This window comes from Phenylobacterium sp. VNQ135 (assembly GCF_049445735.1).
Taxonomy (GTDB): domain Bacteria; phylum Pseudomonadota; class Alphaproteobacteria; order Caulobacterales; family Caulobacteraceae; genus Phenylobacterium.
Window position 1 is genome coordinate 22,223 of the sequence record NZ_JBMSDS010000004.1, and the last position, 21,404, is coordinate 43,626.

The window sequence follows — 21,404 nt, forward strand, 5'->3', positions numbered from 1 at the left end:
GGCCTATACGTGTCGGCCATGAAAGCGCTTATCGCCGCCGCGGCCCTGTTCGCCGCCAGTCCCGCCCTCGCCCAGACGCCGAAGCCCGACGCGGACGCCGGACCGATCTCGGCGCAGCGCATTTCCGACATCACCCGCGAACTGGCCGGCGAGCCCTATGCCGGCCGCGGCCCCGGCGGACCGGGCGAGGCGAAGACCATCGACTACCTGGTGAAGCAGTTCCAGGCGCTGGGCCTCGAGCCCGCCGGCGACGACGGGACCTTCGTCCAGGCGGTCCAGCTCTACCGCTTCCAGACGGCGGACGGCGGGGCCTACAGCCTGAAGGCGCCGGGCCTTTCCAGGACCCTGCAGACCCAGACCGATCTGCGCATCGAGACCCAGCGACCGATCGAGCACGTCCAGATCAAGGACGCGCCGCTGGTCTTCGTCGGCTACGGCGTCACCGCGCCCGAGCGCGGCTGGGACGACTTCAAGGGCGTGGACCTCAAGGGCAAGATCGCCCTGATCCTGATCAACGACCCCGACTTCGAGGCGAAGGAGGGCGAGCCCGTCGCCGGCAAGTTCGGCGGCCGGGCGGCGACGTACTACGCCCGCTGGACCTACAAGTACGAGGAGGCCGTCCGCCAGGGCGCGCTGGGCGCCCTGATCGTCCACGAGACGGCCGGCGCCGCCTACGGCTGGAACACCGTCGTCGCCGGCGGCGGCGAGAGCTACGACGTGGTTCGCAAGGACCCGGCCGCCGCCCGCCTGCTGCTGCAGGGCTGGATCCAGCGGCCGCTGACCGTCGAGCTCTTCAAGGCCGCGGGCCTCGACTTCGAGGCCGAGAAGGCGCGCGCCCGCACGGCCGCCTTCAAGCCCGTGGAGCTGAAGGGCGCGACGTTCTCCGCCGATTACCGCAATGGCGTGCAGCAGCTCACCAGCCGCAATGTCGTCGGCGCGATCCGCGGGACGAAGCATCCCGACGAGACCGTCATGTACTCCACCCACTGGGACGCCTACGGGATCGGCGCCCCCGACGCGCAAGGCGCCACCATCCGACCTGGCGCCCTGGACAGCGCCAGCGGCGTCGGCGGCGTGATCGAGACGGCGCGGGCCTTCAAGGCCGGCCCGCCTCCCGAGCGCACCCTCCTCTTCGGCCTCTGGACGGGCGAGGAGCGCGGCCTGCTCGGCTCGGAGTACTTCGCCCAGACCAGCCCCTACGCCGCCGGCAGGATGGTCGCCAGCATCGCCTACGACACCCTGCATCCGCTGGGCCCGACCCGCGACGTGGTGCTGATCGGCTCCGGCCAGAACCAGCTCGAGGACCGGCTCAAGGCGGTGGCGGCGAAGCACGGCCGCACGGTCACCCCCGACCCGCGGCCCGAGCGCGCGCTCAACTATCGCGCCGACCACTTCTCCTTCGGCCGCCGCGGGGTCCCCACCCTGCTGCTGATGGCTCTGGCCGGCGGGCCGGACGTCGTCGATGGCGGCCGGGCCAAGGGCGACAAGTGGGTCGAGGAGTTCACCGCCCGCTGCTACCATCAGACCTGCGACCGCTGGGAAGAATGGCACGACTACCGGGGCGCCGCGGCCGACGTGAACCTCGCCTACGAGATCGGCCGGCAGCTCGCCAACTCGCGCGACTGGCCGGAGTGGAGCGCCGGCTCCGAACTCGGCGCCATCCGCAAGCGTACGGAATCCCAGCGGAAACCCTGAAACACCCGTTCAGCCGCGGTTCAGGGGCGGGGACCGACCATGGGCTCCAAGATCAGGAGGCCTCCCCATGCGTAAGTTCCTCACCGCCTCTGTCGCCGCCGTCACCGCCGCGGCGACCGTCGCCGCCACCGCGGCTCCGGCCCAGGCCCGCGACTATCGCCACTATCGCCATCGCGGCGACAACGACGCCGCGGCCGCCGCCATCGTGGCCGGCGTCGCCGGCCTTGCCCTCGGCGCGGCCCTCTCGAACGGCGGCAACAGCCGCGGCTATTACGGCAACAGCTACTACGCGCCGCGCTACGGCTACGACTACCGCTACGATCGCCCGTACGGCTACGGCTATGCCCCCGGCTACGGCTCGGGCTACGGCTATCGCACCTGCACCGCCAAGGAGCGGTTCTACGACCCCTATATCGGCCGCCACGTGACCGTGAAGCGCCGCTACGCCTGCTAGGCGGGCATCCTCCGCTAGCCTCCGACCAGATGCGCTCCTCGCTCGATACGAGCGGGGAGCGCGCGCTTGACGGTATATTCAGTTTAAACTAAACACAAAGGAACTTTACAGGTTCTCGTCACCCGGGCGCGGACCGCAGGCGCGCCCCCGCTTGCGCCCGTCGCGTCTCACCCCTCCCCCCGAGCACGCATGGCCCGGGTGACGAGTACGCTTCGCAACCGCTGTGTGTGCCCGATGCGCGTTCGCTACGAGATCCGTTGGTCCCGCGTCCCCGAGACCCTGGCCCTGACCGCCTCGGCGGCCGCCCTCCTGGCGGTTCTGCTGGGCGCGCTCTGACGGTCGCGGCCGGGCGGGGCAGCCCGGCCGCGCCGCCGCCTAGCCGACCGTGATCCAGCCGTCGTGCAGGCTCGACATCTGCACGCCGACCAGGGTCATCTGGGCCCCGCCGGTCATGGTGATGACCGTGTCCGCTCCCACCTGGGCGACCGTATAGGTCGTGCCGCCCAGCAGGTTCACCCGGTCGCCTTCCACGAAGTTGAAGTCCAGGACGCGGTCTACGCCCGCATCGCCCCAGCTGTGGAAGATGTCGGCGCCGGCGCCGCCGGTCAGGGTGTCCTCGCCGCGGTCGCCCGCCAGCCAGTCCGAACCCTCGCCACCGCTGACCATGTCGTTGCCTTGGCCGCCGCGCACGACGTCGTCGCCGGCGCCGCCTTCGACCCAGTCGTCCGCGAGGTTGCCCAGCACCACGTCGCCGCCGTCCTCGCCGAACAGACGGTCCGAGCCCTGGCCGCCCACGACCCAGTCGCCGCCGAGGCCGCCGTACAGCGTGTCCTCGCCCCAGTTGCCGTGCATGTCGTCGAAGTCGCCGCCGCCGTACATGGCGTCGTTGTCGTCGCCGCCGCGCAGGAAGTTCCGCCCGTCGCCGCCGTAGATGACGTCCGCGCCGGCGCCGCCGAAGACCGAGTCCTCGCCCTTGTCGCCGGACAGCACGTCATTCCCAGCGTCGCCGTTGACCACGTCGTTGCCCTGGCCGCCGTGCAGGGTGTCGGCGCCGTCGCCGCCGCCCAGGATGTCGGAGCCCGCATTGCCGTGAACGAAGTCGTCGCCCGCGCTGGCGTTGACGGTGTCGTCGCCGTCCCCGGCCTCCAGCGTATCGGCGCCCGCGCTGAGGTAGAGCGAGTCGGCGCCGGAGGTCGGGGTGGTCCCGCCGCCACCGCCGCCGCCGCCGCCGCCACCACCGCCGCCCAGAGCCGCGCCGGTCCCATCGGTCAGCTGGTCGGCGAACTGCAGCCGCTCGATGTTGGTCAGGGTGTCGACGCCGTCGGCGCCGCCGCTGACGTGGGTGACGGTCACAGTGCCGTTGACGTTGACGATCGCGTAGTCCGCGCGATTGCCGGTGAAGACGGCCGTGTCTGCGTGCCCATCGCCGCCGTCGAGGATGTCGTTGCCACCGCCGCCGGTCAGGGTGTCGTTGTCGCCCCGGCCGAACAGGCTGTCGTTGCCGGCGCCGCCGGAGAGGCTGTCGTTCCCGCCGGCGCCGATCAGCGTGTCCTCACCGGCGAGACCCTGGGCGTCGATCGACTCCGTCGACGTCATCGCGCTGCCGTCGAGGACGTTGTTCTCCACGCCGTTCACGTCGCCCACGTAGTGGATCGTGTTCTGGGCGAGGCCCGTGGCGCTGAAGTTGCCCTCCAGGATCAGCTTGATGATGCTGATCACCAGCTCGGCGACGTTGGTGATCGCCAGATCCGCCGTACCGTCGCCGTCTAGGTCCACGACCAGTTGGTTGCCCACCACCTTGATGGAAGGTTGCGGATCGGCGACCGAGGAGCTCAGGGGCGGCGCATCGATACGGATCTCGTCGCCGCCGCCGCCGCCGTTCACCGTCACCGGGGTGTCGCCCGACGTCCAGTTCTCGGGCGTCCACTGGAAGTTATCCTGAGCCGCGGTGCCGTTGATCTCGGCCGCAGGGACGAACCCGCCGACGAAGTTCGAGGCGTTGATGCCCAGGCTGCTGTTCTCCAGCCGGACCAGGGTGACGAAGTTGTCGTCACCGCTGTCCAGGTCGACCTGGACCAGGGTGGCCGTGCCCTCCTGCACCAGGCGCAGGTGGCCGCTCTCGAACGGGTTGGTGACGCCGTCCCAGTTGGTGTTCGCGTCCAGCCAGTCCCGGATGTCCAGGACGTCGCCACCCGTGCCCGTCTGGAAGTCGGTCAGGGTGATGAGCCCCGGAGCGGTGGCCACCGAGATGCGGATCTGGTCCGAACCGGCCCCGCCCTGGATGGTCGCCGCCGCGTTGGCGCTGGTGATCGTGTCGTTGTGCGCCGAGCCGATCACGCCCTCGATGCTGACCCAGGTATCCGTTCCCTGGACGGTCGTATGCGTCGTCTGCGCCAGGTCGATGTTCACCGCGGCGCTGGCGTTCGCATAGGAGGCGAGGTCGTTGCCGGCGCCGCCTTCCAGCCGGTCGTCGCCGGCCCCGCCTTCAAGGACGTTGGCGGCGCCGTCGCCGATCAGCGTGTCGTTGTGCACCGAGCCGATCAGGCCCTCGATGCTGATCAGGGTATCGGTCCCCAGGCCGCCCGCGGTTACCGTGCCGGTCGCCAGGTTGGCGTTGACCGCCGCCGCGGCCGTGGCGAACGACGCCGCGTCGGTCCCCGCGCCGCCGTCCAGGGTGTCGTTGCCGTCGCCGCCGATCAGCAGGTCGTTCTCCGAACCGCCGCTCAGCGAGTCGTCGCCGATGTCGCCCCGCAGGGTGTCGGCGCCCGCCTCGCCCAGCAGGGTGTCCGCGCCGTCGCCGCCGGCTACGGTGTCGGCGCCGCCGCCCGCGGCCAGCCTGTTGGCGGCCGTGGAGCCGGTGAGCGTGTCGGCGAAGTTGGAGCCGGTCACGTTCTCGATGCTGGTCAGGGTGTCGGCGCCCGCGCCGCCGGTCGCCGTGTTGGCGACCAGGTCCACGGTCACGGCCGAGGTCGCGTCCGCGTAGGCGGCCGTGTCGATGCCCGCGCCGCCGTCGATCACGTCGGCCCCGGCGCCCCCGGTCAGGGTGTCGTTGCCGCCGCCGCCGATCAGCGTATCCGCGCCGGCGCCGCCATCGAGGATGTCTGCGCCCTGGGTGATCGCCGGATCGGTATCGATGTCATGGGTCGTGATGACCCCGTTCGCATCGGGGAAGATCACCCCATCCCCCAGCAGCCGGTCTGCGCCGTCGCCGCCGGACAGGCTGTCCGCGCCGCCCCAGCCGGCGAGGACGTTGGCCCCGGCGTCGCCCGTCAGGGTGTCGCCGCCGATCATCGCGCCGACCACGTTCTCGACGCCCGTGATCGTCATCGATCCCTGGCCGGTGTTCTGCGCTGTAGCCAGCGCCAGGCTCACCCTCGCCCCGTTCGGCGAGAGGGTCTCGGAGTAGAACAGCAGGGTGTCGACGCCGTCGCCGCCGGCGACGGTGTGGTTGCCCAACCCGACCGTCAGCAGGTCGGCGCCGTTCCCGCCCGACAGGCTGTCCGCGCCGCCGGTGCCCCAGATCCAGTTGTCGCCGTTGTCGCCGGTCAGCGTGTCGTTGAAGTTCGAGCCCGTCAGGTGCTCGATCGACGTCAGGGTGTCCGTGCCCCAGCCGGTGTTCTGCGCGCCAGCCGTGGCCAGGCTCACGTTCACGCCGTTGGTCGCGTCGAAGTACGAAGCTCGGTCGTTGCCCGCGCCGCCGTCGATGCTGTCGTTGCCCGCGCCGCCGGTGAGCAGGTCCACGCCGTTGCCGCCCGAGAGCGTATCGGAGCCGGCTTCCCCGCGGACGGTGTCGTTGCCGTCGCCCGCCGAGATGCTGTCGTTGCCGTTCCCGCCGTAGAGGCTGTCGGCGCCCCCGAGGCCCGCATAGGTGTCCGACCCGCTGCCGCCTTGCCAGCTGTCGGGGCTGGACGTGCCCGTCAGGTTCTCGCCGCCGTCGGCCGAGACCGTTCCGTCGTCGAACTGCAGCAGCTCGACGTTGGTGAGGGTGTCGACACCGTCGGGACCGCTCACCGTGATCGTACCGTTGGCCCCGAACGTCACGGCATAGGCCGAGCGGGCGCCGGCGAAGATCGCCACGTCCGTTCCGCCGCCGCCGTCGATCGTGTCGTTGCCCGCGCCGCCGGTCAGGGTGTCGTTCCCCTCGGCGCCCGACGGCGAACCTGCGAACGGCGTAGTGCTGCTGGTGATCACGCCGTTCAGCGGGCCGATCTGGCCGTCGCCCCACAGGACGTCGGCGCCGTTGCCGCCGGAGAGCACGTCCGCGCCCTTCATCCCGGCCAGCGTGTTAGCCGCATCGTCGCCGACCAGGGTGTCGCCATAGACCGTGCCCGAGACGTGCTCGACGCCGGTGATGGTCCAGGAGCCCTGCCCCGTCGTCTGCGCGCTCGACTGCCGAAGGTCGATCGACACGCCGTTGGCCGCGATCGCGCTGTAGCCCAGGACGATGGTGTCCGAGCCGTTGCCGCCCGACAGGGTGTGATCGCCCTGCGAGACCATCAGCGCGTCGTCGCCGTCCCGGCCCGACAGATTGTCGCTGCCCCCGTTGTGGCCCCACAGCCAGTTGTTCTGGCCGTCGCCCGCGAGGGTGTCGTTCCCGCTCGTGCCGGAGACGGCTTCCACGCCGACGAGGGTCTTGGAGCCCTGGCCGGTCGCCTGGGCCGTCGTGACGGCCAGGTCCACGTTCACCGCCGGGCCGCCGTCGAACGCCGCGCGGTCGAAGCCTGCGCCGCCGTCGATCGAGTCGTTGCCAGGCCCGGCGTAGAAGAAGTCGGCGCCGTTGCCGCCCAGCATCGTGTCGTTGCCGTTCGCGCCGTTGAACGAGTCGTCGCCGTCGCCGCCGACCAGGCTGTCCGCGGCCTCGCCGCCGCTCAGGGTGTCGTTCCCGCCGAGGCCCGAGAGCGTGTCGGCGCCGAGCCCGCCCAGAATGGAATCGTTGCCCGCCGTTCCGGTCTGGCCGGTCGCGCCGCTGGGATCGAAGCCGTCCAGGTTGGCCGCGACGAACGCGCCGACCGTCGTGTTCTGGAAGGTGACGATCGTCGTCCAGCTGTCGCCGCCGCCGTTGGCGTCCAGCTGCAGCAGGGTGTCCGAACCGCTCTGCGTCAGGCGCAGGTGTCCGGTGCCGAACGGATTCTGCTCCTCGGTCCAGCCGGTGGCCTTGGCCGCCAGGTAGTCCTCGAAGTCGAGCTCGTCGCCGCCGCCGCCGACGGCGAAGTCGGTCACCGTCACCGTGCCGGTCAGGTCCGGCGCCAGCTTCAGCGTGTCGGCGTCGGCGCCCAGGGTCACGGTCGACGAGCCGGCGCCCTGCGCCAGCACGAAGTCGAAGCCTGCGCCGGCATCGACGCTGTCGGCGCCGCCGCCCGTCCGAATGTCGTCGTCGCCCGCCCCACCGATCAGGGTGTTGGCCGCCGCGCTGCCGGTCAGGAAGTCGGCGAAGTTGCCGCCGACCACGCCTTCGATGTTGGTCAGCGTGTCCCAGCCGCCTGCGCCGGTGTTCTGCTGGCCGCTGGCGGCCAGGCTCACGACCACGCCGCCGGCCGCGTCCGTGTAGAGCGCCAAGTCGGCGGTCGTCTGGCCGCCGCCGTCCAGGATGTCGTTGCCGACGCCGCCCATCAGCAGGTCGTCGCCGCCGCCGCCCGAGAGGCTGTCGTGGCCGGCCTGGCCGGTCAGCAGGTTGGCCGCGCCGTCGCCGGTCAGCGTGTCGTTGCCGAACGAGCCTCCGACGTTCTCGACGTTGGTGATCGTGTCCGTGCCGTGCACGGCGTTGATGAACTGCGCGCCGGTGTTCGACAGGTTGACCGTGAGCGGGTCGTTGCCGCCGAAGACGACGATGTCGTTGCCGGCGCCGCCGTCGATGAGGTCGTTGCCGCCGCCGCCGTTCAGGGTGTCGGCTCCGTCGCCGCCGCTCAGCGTGTCCAGGCCGCCGCCGCCCGAGAGATTGTCGTTGCCGTTGCCGCCCGACAGGTTGTCGTCGAGGTTGCCGCCCGTCAGGGTATCCGGCCCGTCCGTTCCCGTGGTGGTCGAGCCCGCCGTGGCGCTCACCACGCCGTCCGAGAAGCTGAGCTGCTCGACGTTGGTGAGCGTGTCGACGCCTTGGACGCCGCCGTTGTTGTGGGTGACGGTGACCGTGCCGCCGTTGACGACGACCGTGTAGTCCGCTTGCGCGCCCGAATAGACCGCCGTGTCGACGCCTGCGCCGCCGTCGATCGTGTCGTTGCCCTCCGCGCCGTTCAGCGCGTCGTCGTCGTTGCCGCCCGAGAGGCTGTCGTTGCCGAGGCCGCCCAGCAGGGTGTCTGCGCCCGCGGCGCCCACGAGGGTGTCGTGCCCCGCCTCGCCCGTCAGCAGGTTGGCGCCCGAGTTGCCGGTGATGTTGTCGTTGCCGAACGCGCCGCCGACGTTCTCCACACCCGTGATCGTATCCGTGCCGTGGTCGGCGTTGATGAACTGGGCGCCGGTGTTCGACAGGTCGACGGTGAAGCCCGCCGAGCCCGAGAACAGCACCATGTCCAGCCCGTCGCCGCCGTCGATGGAGTCGTTGTGGCCGCCGCCGGTGATCAGGTCGTTGCCGGCGCCGCCGAGCAGCGTGTCGTTGTCGCCGCCGCCGTTCAGGGTGTCGTTCCCATTGCCGCCGGAGAGACTGTCGGCGCCCATCAGGCCGCTGATGCTGTCGTTGCCCGCAAGGCCATCGATGGTGTCGGCGCCGGACGTGCCGGTGATGTTGTCCGCCCCGCTGGTCGGCACGGTGCTCGGCGCCGCCGGGCTGTAGCCGTCGAGGTTGTCGGCGGTGAAGTTGGTCGCCGTCGTGTTGTTGAACACCGCGATGACGGTCCAGTTGTTGGCCCCGCCGTCCGCGTCGAACTGCAGTTCGGTGTTCGCGCCGTTCTGGAACAGCCGCAGGTGGCCGGTGCTGAACGGGTTCGCGCCGCCGTCCAGCAGGCCGGGCGCGTGCTGGTCAATCAGGTCCTCGAAGTCGACCGTGTCGCCGCCGGGGCCAGTGGCGAAGTCGGTGACCACCACCTTGCCTGCGAAGGACCCCGCCATCTCCAGCGTGTCGGCGCCGCTGCCGAGCGTGACCGTCGCGGTGTCGCTCGCCGCCTGCTTGACCAGCACGTTGTCGTCGCCGTCCCCGGCCACGATGGAGTCCGCGCCGGTCATGGTCGCGATCTCGTCCGCGTAGTCGCTGCCGGTGATCGTGTCGGCGCCGTTGGCGCCCTGGATGTAGATCTCGACGTCGGCGCCGCTCTCCAGGAACAGGCCCGACAGGTCGAAGGCCTCGGCCGGCGTCATGATGATGTTGAGGGCGCCCGTGCCGCGAACGGTCACGCCCGTGCCGTTGAAGTTGAAGTCGAACTCGCTCGACGCCATCGTCAGCGAGGCCGGACCGATCACCACCGTGCCGTTGTTGAACGGCGCGATGAACGAGATCCCGTCCATGTCTTCCAGCGAGCCCTGGAAGTTCACGGCGCCGCCCACGCCCAGGTAGTCGACGCCCGCGCCGCCGTCGAAGACGTTCCCGACGAACGTGCCGAACAGGGTCGAGGCGCCCGACGTCATGTTGAGCGCGATCAGGGTGTCGTTGCCGTCTCCGCCCAGCAGGGTGTCGGCGCCGAGGCTGCCGATCGACTGCAGGCTGTCGTCGCCCTCGTCGCCTTCCAGGATGTCGTTGCCGCCGCCGCCGACCAGGGTGTCATTGCCGACGCCGCCCGACATCGTGTCGTCGCCCGCGTCGCCCATCAGCGAGTCGGAGCCGTCGCCGCCCAGGATGTCGTCGGCGCCGTTGCCGCCCGAGATGGTATCGGCGCCGTTGCTGTCGTTGTCGAAGATGTCGATCGGGCCCGTCGTGCCGAGCTCGGAGTCGATCGTCGCCACGCCGTCGCCCAGCAGCACGTCATTGCCGTCGCCGCCGCTCAGCGAGTCGTTGCCCGCGTAGCCCGCCAGCACGTTGGCGCTGGCGTCGCCCGTCAGGGTGTCGCCGTGGACCGAGCCGGACAGGTTCTCGAAGCCGTCGGCCGTGACGGTCACGGCGCCGCTCGTCTTGGGGCCGCCCTGTTCCAGCAGCGAGAAGTTGACGCCGTTCGCGGTCTCGCTCGAGTTGCCGAGGAAGGACAGCGTGTCGATCCCGGCGCCGCCGGAGACGGTGTGGCTGCCGTTCCCGATCTCGATCAGGTCATTGCCGTTGCCGCCGCTGATCGAGTCGCCGCCCGTGCTGCCGTACAGCCAGTTGTCGGCGTCGTTCCCGACGAGGGTGTCGCTGAACGTCGTCCCCGTGACGTGCTCGATGCCGCTCAGGGTGTCTTCGCCCTGGCCGGTGGCGGTCCCCGCCACCAGGTCGACGTTCACCCCGCCCGTCGCATTCGGATAGTAGCCGGCGCGGTCGAAGCCCGAGCCCCCGGTCAGGGAGTCGTTCCCGGCGCCGCCGACCATGTAGTCGTCGCCGGTGCCGCCGTTCAGCGTGTCCGCGCCATTGCCGCCGCGCAGCACGTCGTGGCCGCCGCCGCCATCCAGCAGGTTCGCCGCGTCGTTGCCGACCAGGACGTCGTAGTAGTTGTCGGCGCTGACGACGTGCTCCACGCCGGCGATCGAGCCGCTCGCCGTCCAGCCCGAGCCGTTCCACAGCCGAACCGTACCGGCCGCCAGGTCGACCTCCACCGCACTGGTCGAGCCGGTGAAGTCGGCGGTGTCCTCGCCCGCCCCGCCGACCAGGCTGTCGGCGCCCACGCCGCTCACCAGACGGTCGTTCCCGTCGCCGCCGATCAGGGTGTCGGCGCCGTTCCCGCCGACGAGGGTGTCGTTGTACTCGACGAGGAAGTACGGGTCGGGGTCGGGAACCTGGCCGTCGTCGTCGACGGTCGCGAACGTGCCGTCGGTTAGCGCATAGACTGCGCCGTCCCCAAGCAGCCGGTCGTTCCCGTCGCCGCCGGACAGGCTGTCCGACCCGCCCCAGCCGGCCAGCACATTGTCGTTCGCGTCGCCCGTCAGCGTGTCGCGGCCCCACATCGTGCCCGAGATGTTCTCGAAGCCGGTGAGGGTCATACTCCCCTGGCCGGTGTTCTGGCTGCCGCCCTGCAGCGCCAGGGACACGTTCACCGGAGCGGTCAGGGTGACGCTGTTGAACGACAGCGTATCGGTCCCGGCGTCGCCCGCCGCGGTGTGGTCACCCTGCCCCACCTGGACGAGGTCGTCTCCGCCGCCCGCGGTTAGGCTGTCCGAGCCGCCCAGGCCCCACAGCCAGTTGGCCTGGCCATCGCCCGTCAGGGTGTCGTTTTGGTTCGAGCCGGTGATGTGCTCGATGCTGACCAGCGTGTCCGTGCCATGGCCGAGCGTGTTCTGCGGTCCGGCCGCGAGGCTGACCGAAACGCCCGCGCCGGCGGTGGCGTAGGACACCCGGTCAAGGCCCGCCCCGCCGTCGAGCGAGTCGTTGCCGTTCCCCCCGGTGAGCAGATCGTTGTCGCCCTCGCCGAGCAGCGTGTCGTCGCCGTCGTCGCCCCGGAGGGAATCGTTGCCGGCGCCGCCCGAGATGCTGTCGTTACCTTCGCCGCCATTGACGGTATCGTTGCCGGCATCGGCGTTGATCGTGTCGTCTTCCGCCCCGCCGTTCAGAGTTTCCGCGTCGGTCGTACCGTTGATCAGCGCCATGTGCCCCACCAATGCTGGTTGCGGCGCACGGAAGATCAGTCCCGCACGCGCAAGTTATTGAGAGAACGCCGTTCTTGCGGACGAAACTCTCCCCCTTGGGGCTCACGCTATTGAGAGGTTGCAGGGCTCGCTTCCCCCATTTGGGGGAGATGCGTCAGTTCAGCGCCGCGCCGTCCAGGCGGCGACGGATGAAGTCGGCGGCCAGCAGGATCGACTGCTTGGCCTTGGGCGTGCCCATCCGCTCCCAGACGTGGGTTTCCTCCGTCCACAGACGGACGGTCAGGTCGCCGCCGGCGTCGCGCACCTTTTCCGCCAGGCGCACCGCATCGTCGTAGAGGATGTCGCCCTTGCTGGCGTGGATCAGCATCGGCGGGAAGCCGTCGAACGAGCCGAACAGCGGCGAGGCGATCGGATCGGTGGCCGAGATCCCGTTCAGGTAGAACCGCGAGACCAGCGCCAGGCTCTCCATTGTGTACGGCGTCGTCCCCATCAGCGAGGCGGCCGTCACGCTCCAGCTCTGGAGCGACAGGTCCACCCACGGCGACAGCAGCACGATGCCGTGCGGCAGTCCCAGGCCGCGGGCGCTCGCCTGCTGCAGCGCCGCCAGCAGGATCGCCGTCCCGGCCGACTCCGCCAGCGCCACCACCGGCTCGTCCGGATAGGTCTCGCGGAACCAGGCCCAGGCCGCGACGATGTCGTCCACGGCCGCCGGGCACGGATGCTCCGGCGCCAGGCGGTAGCTCGGCGCGAACACCTGCGCCTCCGCCGTCGCCGCGAAGCGGGCCACGAGCTGGGTGATCCTTGGGCTGCGTTCGGCCACGAACGAGCCGCCGTGCACGTAGAAGACGTAGCCGCGCGGCTTGCTGGCCTTGGGCGCGAACCATTCCGACGGCGCCGGCGGCGAGGACAGCACGCCGGGTCCCGCCACCCGCACGGCCTCGGCCTCCATCATCGGCAGGATGGGCGCATCCGTCCGTTCGTGCAGGCGCCGCTGCCGCGCCACATAGGCCAGCAGCGCCTCGCGCCCCTGCCGGTCGGCCACCACCGCCTGGCGCATGGAGCGCGTGACCAGCCACTGCATGGTCCGGTTCACCAGCCTCCGGCCCAGCGACTTCAGGGACCGGCCGGCGGCCCCGTCCATCGTCTGCACCTCCAGCCGGCCGGCGACCGGCTGGTCAACGCCATACGCAACGCTCATTACTGACCCCAACCAGAACTCAAGGCTTGAGCATGAAAGACGACGATGCGTTCGACCAGCGTCTGGTGAAGCCGGCCGCCGCCTACGCCAAGCTCTATCCCAGCATCATGACGCGTCTGAAGGCCGCCTACGACTCCGGCAACCCCATGGTCCGGGACGTCGCCCGCGCCCTCGGCGCGGCGCTGGAGCGTTCGGCCGGCGCGCGCGAGACCTACCTGCGCGACACCCACCAGCTGTCGCCCCAGGAGACCCGGATCGTCCTGCATCTGGTGGATGGCGGCTCGGTGCAGAGCTGCGCCGCGGCCCTTGAGGTCGCCGAAAGCACCGTGCGCACGCACCTGAAGTCGATCTTCGCCAAGACCGGCGTGCGGCGGCAGGCGGAACTGCGCGGTCTTCTGCCGGGTCGCTGAAGAATTCATCAGCTGCAACCTGCGCGCGCCGGAATGCGCGCGCCTCCCCCGAAAAGGTGAAGGGCGACGTTGACGGCGCCTTAGTCGTCGAACAGTGTGCTCTCGCTTTGGGGGCAAAGGCACATGTATCGGTTGCGTACCGTCCGTGTATTCGGGCGTGGGTTGTGCGTCTGTTTTCGTGCGACTGCTGAGCGGACGCCGCGGGTCGCCCGCCGGCCGTGATCCTCAACGATGAGCACTGGCTGGACGTCGCCGACGAACTCGGCGCCGCGGCGCTGGGCGGCGACTGGCTTCGGGCGCTGGAGGCCCTGGGCGACGCCTGCGGCGCGGACCGGGGCGAGCTGATCGGCGTCGGCGCCGACCGCGCCCTGCCGTTCAACTGGATGAGCCGCGTCGACCTGGAGGCGATCAACGCCGAGCTCGTCGCCGTCGAGGGCGGCGACCCGCGTTTCAACCCGCGCGTCGCCCGCGGCATCCGCGATCCGCTGCTCGCCGCCTGGCACGACGCGGCGTGTTCCACCGACGAGGAGCTGCGCCGCAACTTCGCCTACGCGGACGTCTGCCGGCGCTGGGACATTCCGTTCGGCAGCCAGACCACCCTGTTGCGCAACGACGGCATGCTGATCGGCCTCGCCGTCCTGCGCACCGAGCGCCAGGGCCGGCCCGAGGCCGCCGACCGCGCAGCCTTCGAGGCCCTGGCGCCGCAGGTCCGCGCCGCCGTCCGCACCCAGCTGGCCCTCGAGGGCCAGGGCGCCGCCCTGGTCGGCGGGGCGCTGGAAGCGGTGGGGATCGCCGCCTTCGTCTGCGACGGGACCGGCCGGGTGTGCGCGAACACGCCCGCCGCCGAGGCGGTGCTGTCGCGCGGCCTCATCCGCCTGCGGGGCGGGCGGCTGGCCGCCGCGCACGACGCGGACGCCCGGCTCCTGGACACCGCCGTCCGCCGCGCCGTCGGACCGGGCGATCCCCGGGCGGGCGAGCGCTTCGAGACCTTCGTGCTGCGCGATCCGGCGCTCATGGCCCAGGTCGAGGTCGTCGACGTCATGCCGCTGCCGCGCCGCCCGTTCGCCTTCGGCTTCGAGCCGCGGGCCCTGGTGGTGGTGCGCGGCGGGCGCGACGGCGACGGCCGCTTCGCCGACGTGCTGCGCGTCGCGTTCGGGCTCACCCAGTCCGAGGCCGACGTGGCCCTTCGTCTGCTGGACGGCGACAGCCGCGAGGCCATCGCCGAGGGCCGCGGCGTCTCGGTCGAAACGGTCCGCAGCCAGGTGAAGAGCCTGTTCGGCAAGCTCGGCGTCAGCAAAACCACCGAACTCAACGCCAAGCTGAACCGGCTACGCTAGCCAGCGCCTGGGGTGGTTCGGACCCAGCTCGCGCACTTCGCCCAGGGCCAGGCCCAGCACCTTCATCCGCCACGCGCTCAGCGCCTTCAGCGCCTGGACGGGCTCGATGCCGCCGATCGGGCTGGTCGCCACCTTGCCGCTCATGATGGCGCGGTCGACCGCCGTCCACTCGGCGCGCCCCTGATCGGCGTGGCCGACCGCATAGTAGTGGCGCAGGGGCTTGGGCTCGCCCTCGACCTCGAGCATCACCCCCACGAGCCAGCCCGTGGTCACCGTCTTGGCGTAAGCGTCCTGCATCGGCCCCAGATAGCGGAGCCCGGCTCCGCCGCAAGGTCGCGATTACCGCAGCCGCCCCGGTCGGCGCTCCTCGCCCCCACCGTGACCGGAAGCCGAGTTTGGGGAACCCCGTTCTCTCGAGCGGCGCATGTTCTTCGGGGCGAAACCAAAAACAATCAAAAGCTTCGCGCGCAGGGACGCGCACTTGCGCGACATCGCGTCCTGTCCCCCGAATGGGGGAGGCGGCCCCTTCCTGGAGGCCCTCTTAGTCGCCCCCTCTTCAGTTTGGGGTAGGCGTCATGGGTCTCGTTGCAGCCGGTTCGGAATTCCTCGTCAACACGGCGACGGCCAGCCACCAGTACGGCGCCGTTATGGCCCAACTGACGAACGGCGCCATCGTGGTCGCTTGGACCGACCAGAGCTCCGGCGTCGGCGGCGCGACCGGCGACAGCGGCATCGGCGTGAAGGCGCAGATCTACTCGGCGTCAGGCGCGGCCGTCGGCGGCGAGTTCCTCGTGAACACCACCACCTCCGGCGATCAGATGGCCCCCCAGATCGTCGCGCTCACCGGCGGCGGCTTCGTGGTCGCCTGGCTCGACAACGACTCCAGCGACCAAGTCTACTTCCAGCGCTTCGACGCCAACGGCGCCAAGGTCGGCGCGGAGACTCTGATCCATACGGGCAATCAGGGCTTCAGCTTCGATGTCGCGGCGCTGTCCAGCGGCGGCTTCGCCTTCTCCTACAGCAAGCTGATCGGTTCGAATTCGATCCATACATTTACCCGCGCCTATGACGCCGATGGCGTCGCGGTCAGCGGCGAGGTCATGACCCACGCCGACATCGGCGGGGTCGACGAAGGCGCCCAGAACTCCGAGATCATCGCGCTGACGGGCGGCGGCTATGTCGTGGCCTGGATGTATGTGCCGGACGCCGGCTCCGACTTTGACGTCCACTTCCGCGTCTACACCGACGCCGGCGTGGCCGTCAGCGCCGACACCATCGCCAACGTCCTCGTGGCCGGCCGCCAGAACCGGTACACGATCGAGCCCCTGACCAACGGCAACTTCGTCGTCGTCTGGACCGACGAAAGCGGCGTGGCCGATGGCAGCGGCTTTGCCGTGCAGGCGCGGATCTTCGCCGCCGACGGCACGCCGGTCACCGGCGACATCACCGTCAATACCACCACCTTGAGCAATCAGCTGGTGTCCTACGGCCTGAGCTCCGATGAAGTCGTCGCCTTGCCCGGCGGCGGCTTCGCTGTCGGCTTCGGCAGCATGACGGGCGCCAAGTTCCAGGTGATCAGCTCCACGGGGTCCAAGGTAGGTTCCGAGGTCTCTTTCGGCGCGAACGCCGGCACGCCGTCCGTGACGGCCACCGCGGCCGGCGAGATTCTCGTCACATGGGCGGAGCCCGAAGCCGACGGCCACGGAGTCCGCGGCCAGCTCTTCAACACCAGCGGCGAGGCCATTTCGCAGAAGTTCTCGGTCAACACCACCACGACCGGCCACCAGAGCGAGGCGGTTCCGATCGCGCTGGATGACGGGACGTTCCTGGTCGTCTTCCGCGACGAGAGCGCCACCGGCGGCGACACCAGCGGCCTCGCGTTGAGGGGGCAGTTCCTCGCCGTCACCGACAATCCGGCCATCGCGGGGATCGCCGGCACGACGCTCTATCAAGAGGGCATCGGCGGCGTCACGGCGACCGTCGCGGTCTCGCCGAACCTCACGCTCAGCGACGACGACAGCGCCACCCTCGCCAGCGCCACGGTGTCCATCTCCGGCGCGTTCCAGGCCGGCCAGGATGTCCTGGCTTTCAACAACTCCAGTACCGCCACCTTCGGAAACATCGCCGCCAGCTACGACGCCGGCGCCGGCGTGCTCAGCCTCACCTCCGCCGGCGCGACGGCGACGCTCGCCCAGTGGCAGGCCGCCCTGCGCGCGGTGACGTACGCCAACACCTCGGACGCGCCCTACACCACGACCAACCGGACGATCAGCTTCCAGGTCAGCGACGGCGCGGGGACCAGCAACGTCGCCAATCAGGACCTCTTCGTCGGCGGCGACGACGACGCGCCGACGGTCGCCGTCAGCGGGGCGGACGGCGAGCGGACGTTCGTCGAGCAGGACGATCAGACCGCGGGCTCCGGCCCGGTCCAGATCGCGCAGGCCATCAGCATCGCCGACCCGGACGCGGCGAGCACCGTCGCCACGGGCACGGTGTCGATCACCTCCGGCTTCCAGGCCGGCGCCGACGTTCTGGGCTTCACGGCCAATGCCGGAACAATGGGGAACATCACCGGCGCCTACAACGCCACCACAGGCGTGCTGACCCTCACCTCGGCCGGCGGCACGGCCACCCTGTCTCAGTGGGAAGCGGCGTTCCAGGCGGTCACCTACGCCAACAGCACCGACACGCCGACAGCCGCCGACCGCGTCGTCAGCTTCTCCCTTGGCGGAACGGCCGGCACGAAGACCGTCCACGTCACCCCCGGCAACGACTTCCCGTACGCCACCACCGTCAGCGGCGTGACCGCCTTCACCGAGGACGGCGGCCCCGTGGCGATCGAGCCCAGCGTCACGGTCACCGATCCGGACACCACGCTCTCCGGCGCTCAGGTCGGCTTCGAGAACGGCACGTTCGTGGCCGGCCAGGACGTGCTGGCCTTCACCAACACCAGCGCGGCCACGTTCGGCAACATCACGGCCAGCTTCAACACGACGACGGGCCTGCTGTCGCTGACCTCCGCAGGCAATACCGCCACCATCGCCCAGTGGACCGCGGCGCTGCGGGCGGTGACCTACAACAACACGTCCGACGCGCCGAACACCACGCCGCGGGAGTTCCAGTTCTACGTCCAGGACACCCTGGCCAATAACACCGGCGCGACGGGCGTCAGCGTCACGGTCGCGGCCGTGAACGACGCGCCCGTGCTCAGCGGCGCCGGCGGGACGACCGCCTATACCGAAGGCGCGGCCTCTGCGGTCGCATCGGCCCTCACGGTCGTCGACGGCGATCACGCGACCCTGTCGTCGGCCACCGTCTCCATCACCGCGAACTTCAACGCGGCCGAGGACGCGCTGACCTTCATCAACCAGAACGGCATCACCGGCAGCTACAACGCCGGCACGGGGGTGCTGACGCTCACCGGATCGGCCACGGTCGCCCAGTACCAGGCGGCCCTGCGCACGGTGGCCTATTCCAACAGCTCGGACGCGCCGAACACCGCGTCCCGGACCGTCAGCTTCGTGGTCAACGACGGCGCGGCCAGTTCGAGCGCCGCCACACAGACGGTGACGGTCGCGCCGGTCAACGACGCCCCGTCCGGCGCGGATGCGACGCTCAATGTCCAGGCGGGCGCGGCCAGAGCCTTCACCGCCGCCGACTTCGGCTTCACCGACGTGGACGGCCACGCCCTGGCGGCGGTGACCATCACCACCCTGCCCGCCGCCGGCGCCCTGACGCTGAACGGCGTCGCCGTCACCGCCGGCCAGAGCGTGAGCCTGGCGGCCATCGGCGCCGGCCAGCTCGTCTACGCTCCCGGCGCCGTCGCGGCCCAGAACGCCTTCGCCAGCTTCACCTTCCAGGTTCAGGACAGCGGCGGCGCGATCGACGCCAGCGCGAACACCGTCACGGTGAACGTCACCGCCGCGCCGCCGGCCGACCCGGGTCCGTCCGAGCCGCCCCCGCCGCCGCCGACCGGCACCGCGGGCGACGACACGATCCTCCTCGACACGACGGTGCGCGCCTATGACGGCGGCGCCGGGAACGACCACGTCACCGGCAGCTACATGCCCGACACGCTCTCCGGCGGCGACGGCGACGACAGCCTGTTCGGCGGGGCCGGCGACGACGAGCTCGCGGGCGGGCCAGGCGACAACCACCTGCGCGGCGGCGACGGACGCGACGTCCTGACGGGCGGCTCCGGCTTCGACGATCTGCACGGCAACGTCGGCGACGATACGGTCCGCGGCGGCGGCGGCGGCGACTGGGTGGTCGGCGGCCAGGGCCAGGACGTCCTCTTCGGCGACGAGGGCGCCGACGTCTGCCTGGGCAATCTGGGCGAGGATCGCATCTTCGCCGGCGAGGGCGACGACGTGGCCCGCGGCGGCCAGGGCGACGACAGCGTCTCGGGCGGCGCCGGCGACGACTGGCTGGCCGGCGACCGCGGCTCCGACACCCTCTCCGGCGGCTCGGGGGCCGACGTCTTCCACACCTGGGGCGACGCAGGGGTCGACATGGTCACCGACTTCCACGCCGCGGAGGGCGACCGCGTCAACGTCCTGCCGGGTACGGAGTACAGCTTCGCCCAGGTCGGCGCCGACGTCGTGATCAGCATGACCGGGGGCGGACAGATGGTGCTGCAGGGGGTACAGCTCTCCAGCCTGACACCGGGGTGGATCTTCTAGCCGCTTAACCCTCGCCCACTTGGCTTCGACTGGCGATGGGCGACGAACACTGGCGCGCATCGGCCGACATCACGCCAATGTCGGCCGCGTCACTCAGGTTCAGCGTCCTTAACGGCGATTAGCCACGTCCGTCAGTGTTACCTTAGCTTCTGTGCGCCACCTTTTGGCCTCAATCGGGCGCGGTCCCGATGGAGTGTTCGCTGTGACCAGCGCCAGCGCCGAATGCGCGAACGGACGGCCCCTCCGGGTCCTCCACGTCGACGACGATCCCATGAACCTGCGCGTCGTGCAGGAGATCCTCACCGCCTTCGGCCATGCCGGGGTCATGGCCTGCTCGGGCCAGGAGGCGCTGGAGCATCTCAGCACCGAGGTGTTCGACGTCGTGCTCATGGACGTCCACATGCCCGGCATGACCGGCATCGAGGTCGTCGAGCGCCTGCGCGCCTCGCTGGGCCCGGCGCGCAACACCCCGGTCATCGCGCTCACCGCCGACGTGCTGTCGCGCCGGCCTCAGGAATACGCCGCCCTGGGCTTCGACGACTTCGTCTCCAAGCCGATCCTGGTCTCGGGGCTCATGGCCTCGATCCACCGCGCCGCCTCTGGCGTGACGCCCGGGCGCCGCCTCTCCCGCGTCGGCTAGTCCGCGTCGGCCTCGACCGGATCGGCCGCGATCGGCTGCGCGCCGGCGTCCAGCGCCCGATCCAGCGCCGCCCGGTCGAGCTGTCCCTCCCACCGGCTGACGACCAGCGTGGCCACCGCATTGCCGATGAAGTTGGTCAGCGCCCGGCACTCGCTCATGAACCGGTCGACGCCCAGGATCAGCGCCATGCCGGCCACCGGCACGCTGGGCACCACCGACAGCGTTGCGGCGAGCGTGATGAAGCCTGCTCCCGTGACGCCTGCCGCGCCCTTCGAGCTCAGCATGGCCACCGCCAGCAGCAGCAGCTGCTGCGGCAAGGTCAGATCGATCCCCAGGGCCTGGGCGATGAACAGCGCCGCCAGCGTCATGTAGATGTTCGTGCCGTCGAGGTTGAAGCTGTAGCCTGTCGGCACCACCAGCCCGACCACCGCCTTCGGAGCGCCCGCCCGCTCCATCTTCTCGAGCAGCGACGGCAGCGCCGCCTCCGAGGACGAGGTCCCCAGCACCAGCAGCAGCTCCTCCTTCAGGTAGCGGATGAGCTTCAGGATCGAGAAGCCGTTCAGCCGGGCGATCGCCCCCAGCACCACCAGCACGAACAGCGCCGAGGTGGCGTAGAAGGTGCCCACCAGCGCCGCCAGGCTCAGCACGCTCCCGATGCCGTACTTGCCGATGGTGAAGGCGAAGGCCCCGAACGCCCCGATGGGCGCGGCGCGCATGAAGATCGCCACCAGCCTGAAGAACGCCTCGGCCGCGGCGTTCAGCACGCGCAGCAGCGGCTCGCCGCGTTCGCCCACCATCGTCAGGGCCACCCCGAACGGGATCGCGAAGAACAGCACCTGCAGGATGTTGCCGCTGGCGAAGGCGCCCACGACCGTGTCCGGTATGATGTCGAGGAGGAAGCCCTTGATCGTCAGGTCGTGCGACTTGGCCGCGTAGTCGGCGACCGCCTTGGCGTCGAGGCTCGCGGGATCCACGCCCATGCCCGCGCCCGGCCGCACCACGTTGGCGACGATCAGCCCGACCACCAGGGCGAAGCTGGACACCGCGATGAAGTAGCCGAACGCCTTGGCCGCGACGCCGCCGACCTTGCCGAGGTCGCGCATGCCCGCGATGCCGGTCGTCACGGTCAGGAAGATGACCGGCGCGATGATCATCTTCACCAGCTTGATGAAGGCGTCGCCCAGCGGCTTCAGGCTCTCGCCGATCTCGGGCCAGAAATGGCCGATGGCCGCACCCATCACGATGGCCGCCAGCACCTGCACATAGAGATGCGCCCAGAACGGCGTGCGCTTCGGCGCCGCCGCCACGGCCTCAGGTGCTCTCGCCAATGGATCCCCCGCATAAAACGCTCCGAC

Annotated in this window: 10 protein-coding genes; 6 read left to right on the top strand and 4 right to left on the bottom strand. The window is 70.6% G+C overall.

What is annotated here, in order from left to right:
* Positions 1-18: 18 nt before the first annotated feature.
* Positions 19-1,695 (top strand): M28 family metallopeptidase, encoded by a 1,677-nt coding sequence (locus ACO2Q0_RS14880; RefSeq protein ID WP_423352302.1) that lies wholly within the window; start codon positions 19-21, stop codon positions 1,693-1,695.
* A 67-nt stretch (positions 1,696-1,762) separates the two neighbouring features.
* Positions 1,763-2,149, top strand: a complete 387-nt coding sequence (locus ACO2Q0_RS14885; protein WP_423352303.1) for a hypothetical protein — start codon at positions 1,763-1,765, stop codon at positions 2,147-2,149.
* 375 nt (positions 2,150-2,524) lie between these two features.
* Here ACO2Q0_RS14885 and ACO2Q0_RS14890 read toward each other — a convergent pair whose 3' ends face one another.
* Together ACO2Q0_RS14890 and ACO2Q0_RS14895 are read right to left on the bottom strand one after the other, a co-directional pair.
* A complete protein-coding gene (locus ACO2Q0_RS14890) occupies positions 2,525-11,782 on the bottom strand; it encodes a hypothetical protein (protein ID WP_423352304.1) in 9,258 nt (3,085 codons plus the stop codon).
* Between the two features lie 154 nt (positions 11,783-11,936).
* The gene (locus tag ACO2Q0_RS14895; RefSeq protein WP_423352305.1) at positions 11,937-12,980 is read right to left on the bottom strand and encodes an alpha/beta hydrolase; all 1,044 of its coding nucleotides are present in this window, start codon (positions 12,978-12,980) and stop codon (positions 11,937-11,939) included.
* Between the two features lie 32 nt (positions 12,981-13,012).
* On the opposite strand from ACO2Q0_RS14895, the gene ACO2Q0_RS14900 reads away from it, so the two are divergent.
* Together ACO2Q0_RS14900 and ACO2Q0_RS14905 are read left to right on the top strand one after the other, a co-directional pair.
* A complete protein-coding gene (locus ACO2Q0_RS14900) occupies positions 13,013-13,390 on the top strand; it encodes a helix-turn-helix transcriptional regulator (RefSeq protein ID WP_423352306.1) in 378 nt (125 codons plus the stop codon).
* Between the two features lie 218 nt (positions 13,391-13,608).
* Positions 13,609-14,727, top strand: a complete 1,119-nt coding sequence (locus ACO2Q0_RS14905; protein WP_423352307.1) for a helix-turn-helix transcriptional regulator — start codon at positions 13,609-13,611, stop codon at positions 14,725-14,727.
* Here the strand turns inward: ACO2Q0_RS14905 and ACO2Q0_RS14910 are convergent.
* Positions 14,719-15,024, bottom strand: coding sequence for a hypothetical protein (locus tag ACO2Q0_RS14910; RefSeq protein WP_423352308.1), 306 nt, complete (start codon positions 15,022-15,024; stop codon positions 14,719-14,721). The two genes, ACO2Q0_RS14905 and ACO2Q0_RS14910, sit on opposite strands and share 9 nt — an antisense overlap.
* Positions 15,025-15,302: 278 nt before the next feature.
* On the opposite strand from ACO2Q0_RS14910, the gene ACO2Q0_RS14915 reads away from it, so the two are divergent.
* Both ACO2Q0_RS14915 and ACO2Q0_RS14920 read left to right on the top strand, forming a co-directional pair.
* On the top strand, positions 15,303-19,409 hold the full coding sequence (locus tag ACO2Q0_RS14915) for a hypothetical protein (RefSeq protein ID WP_423352309.1): 4,107 nt from the start codon (positions 15,303-15,305) through the stop codon (positions 19,407-19,409).
* A gap of 202 nt (positions 19,410-19,611) precedes the next feature.
* Positions 19,612-20,049, top strand: a complete 438-nt coding sequence (locus ACO2Q0_RS14920; RefSeq protein ID WP_423352310.1) for a response regulator — start codon at positions 19,612-19,614, stop codon at positions 20,047-20,049.
* Here ACO2Q0_RS14920 and ACO2Q0_RS14925 read toward each other — a convergent pair.
* Complete coding sequence (locus ACO2Q0_RS14925) at positions 20,046-21,377, bottom strand: dicarboxylate/amino acid:cation symporter (protein ID WP_423352311.1); 1,332 nt, start codon at positions 21,375-21,377, stop codon at positions 20,046-20,048. The two genes, ACO2Q0_RS14920 and ACO2Q0_RS14925, sit on opposite strands and share 4 nt — an antisense overlap.
* Positions 21,378-21,404: the final 27 nt, after the last annotated feature.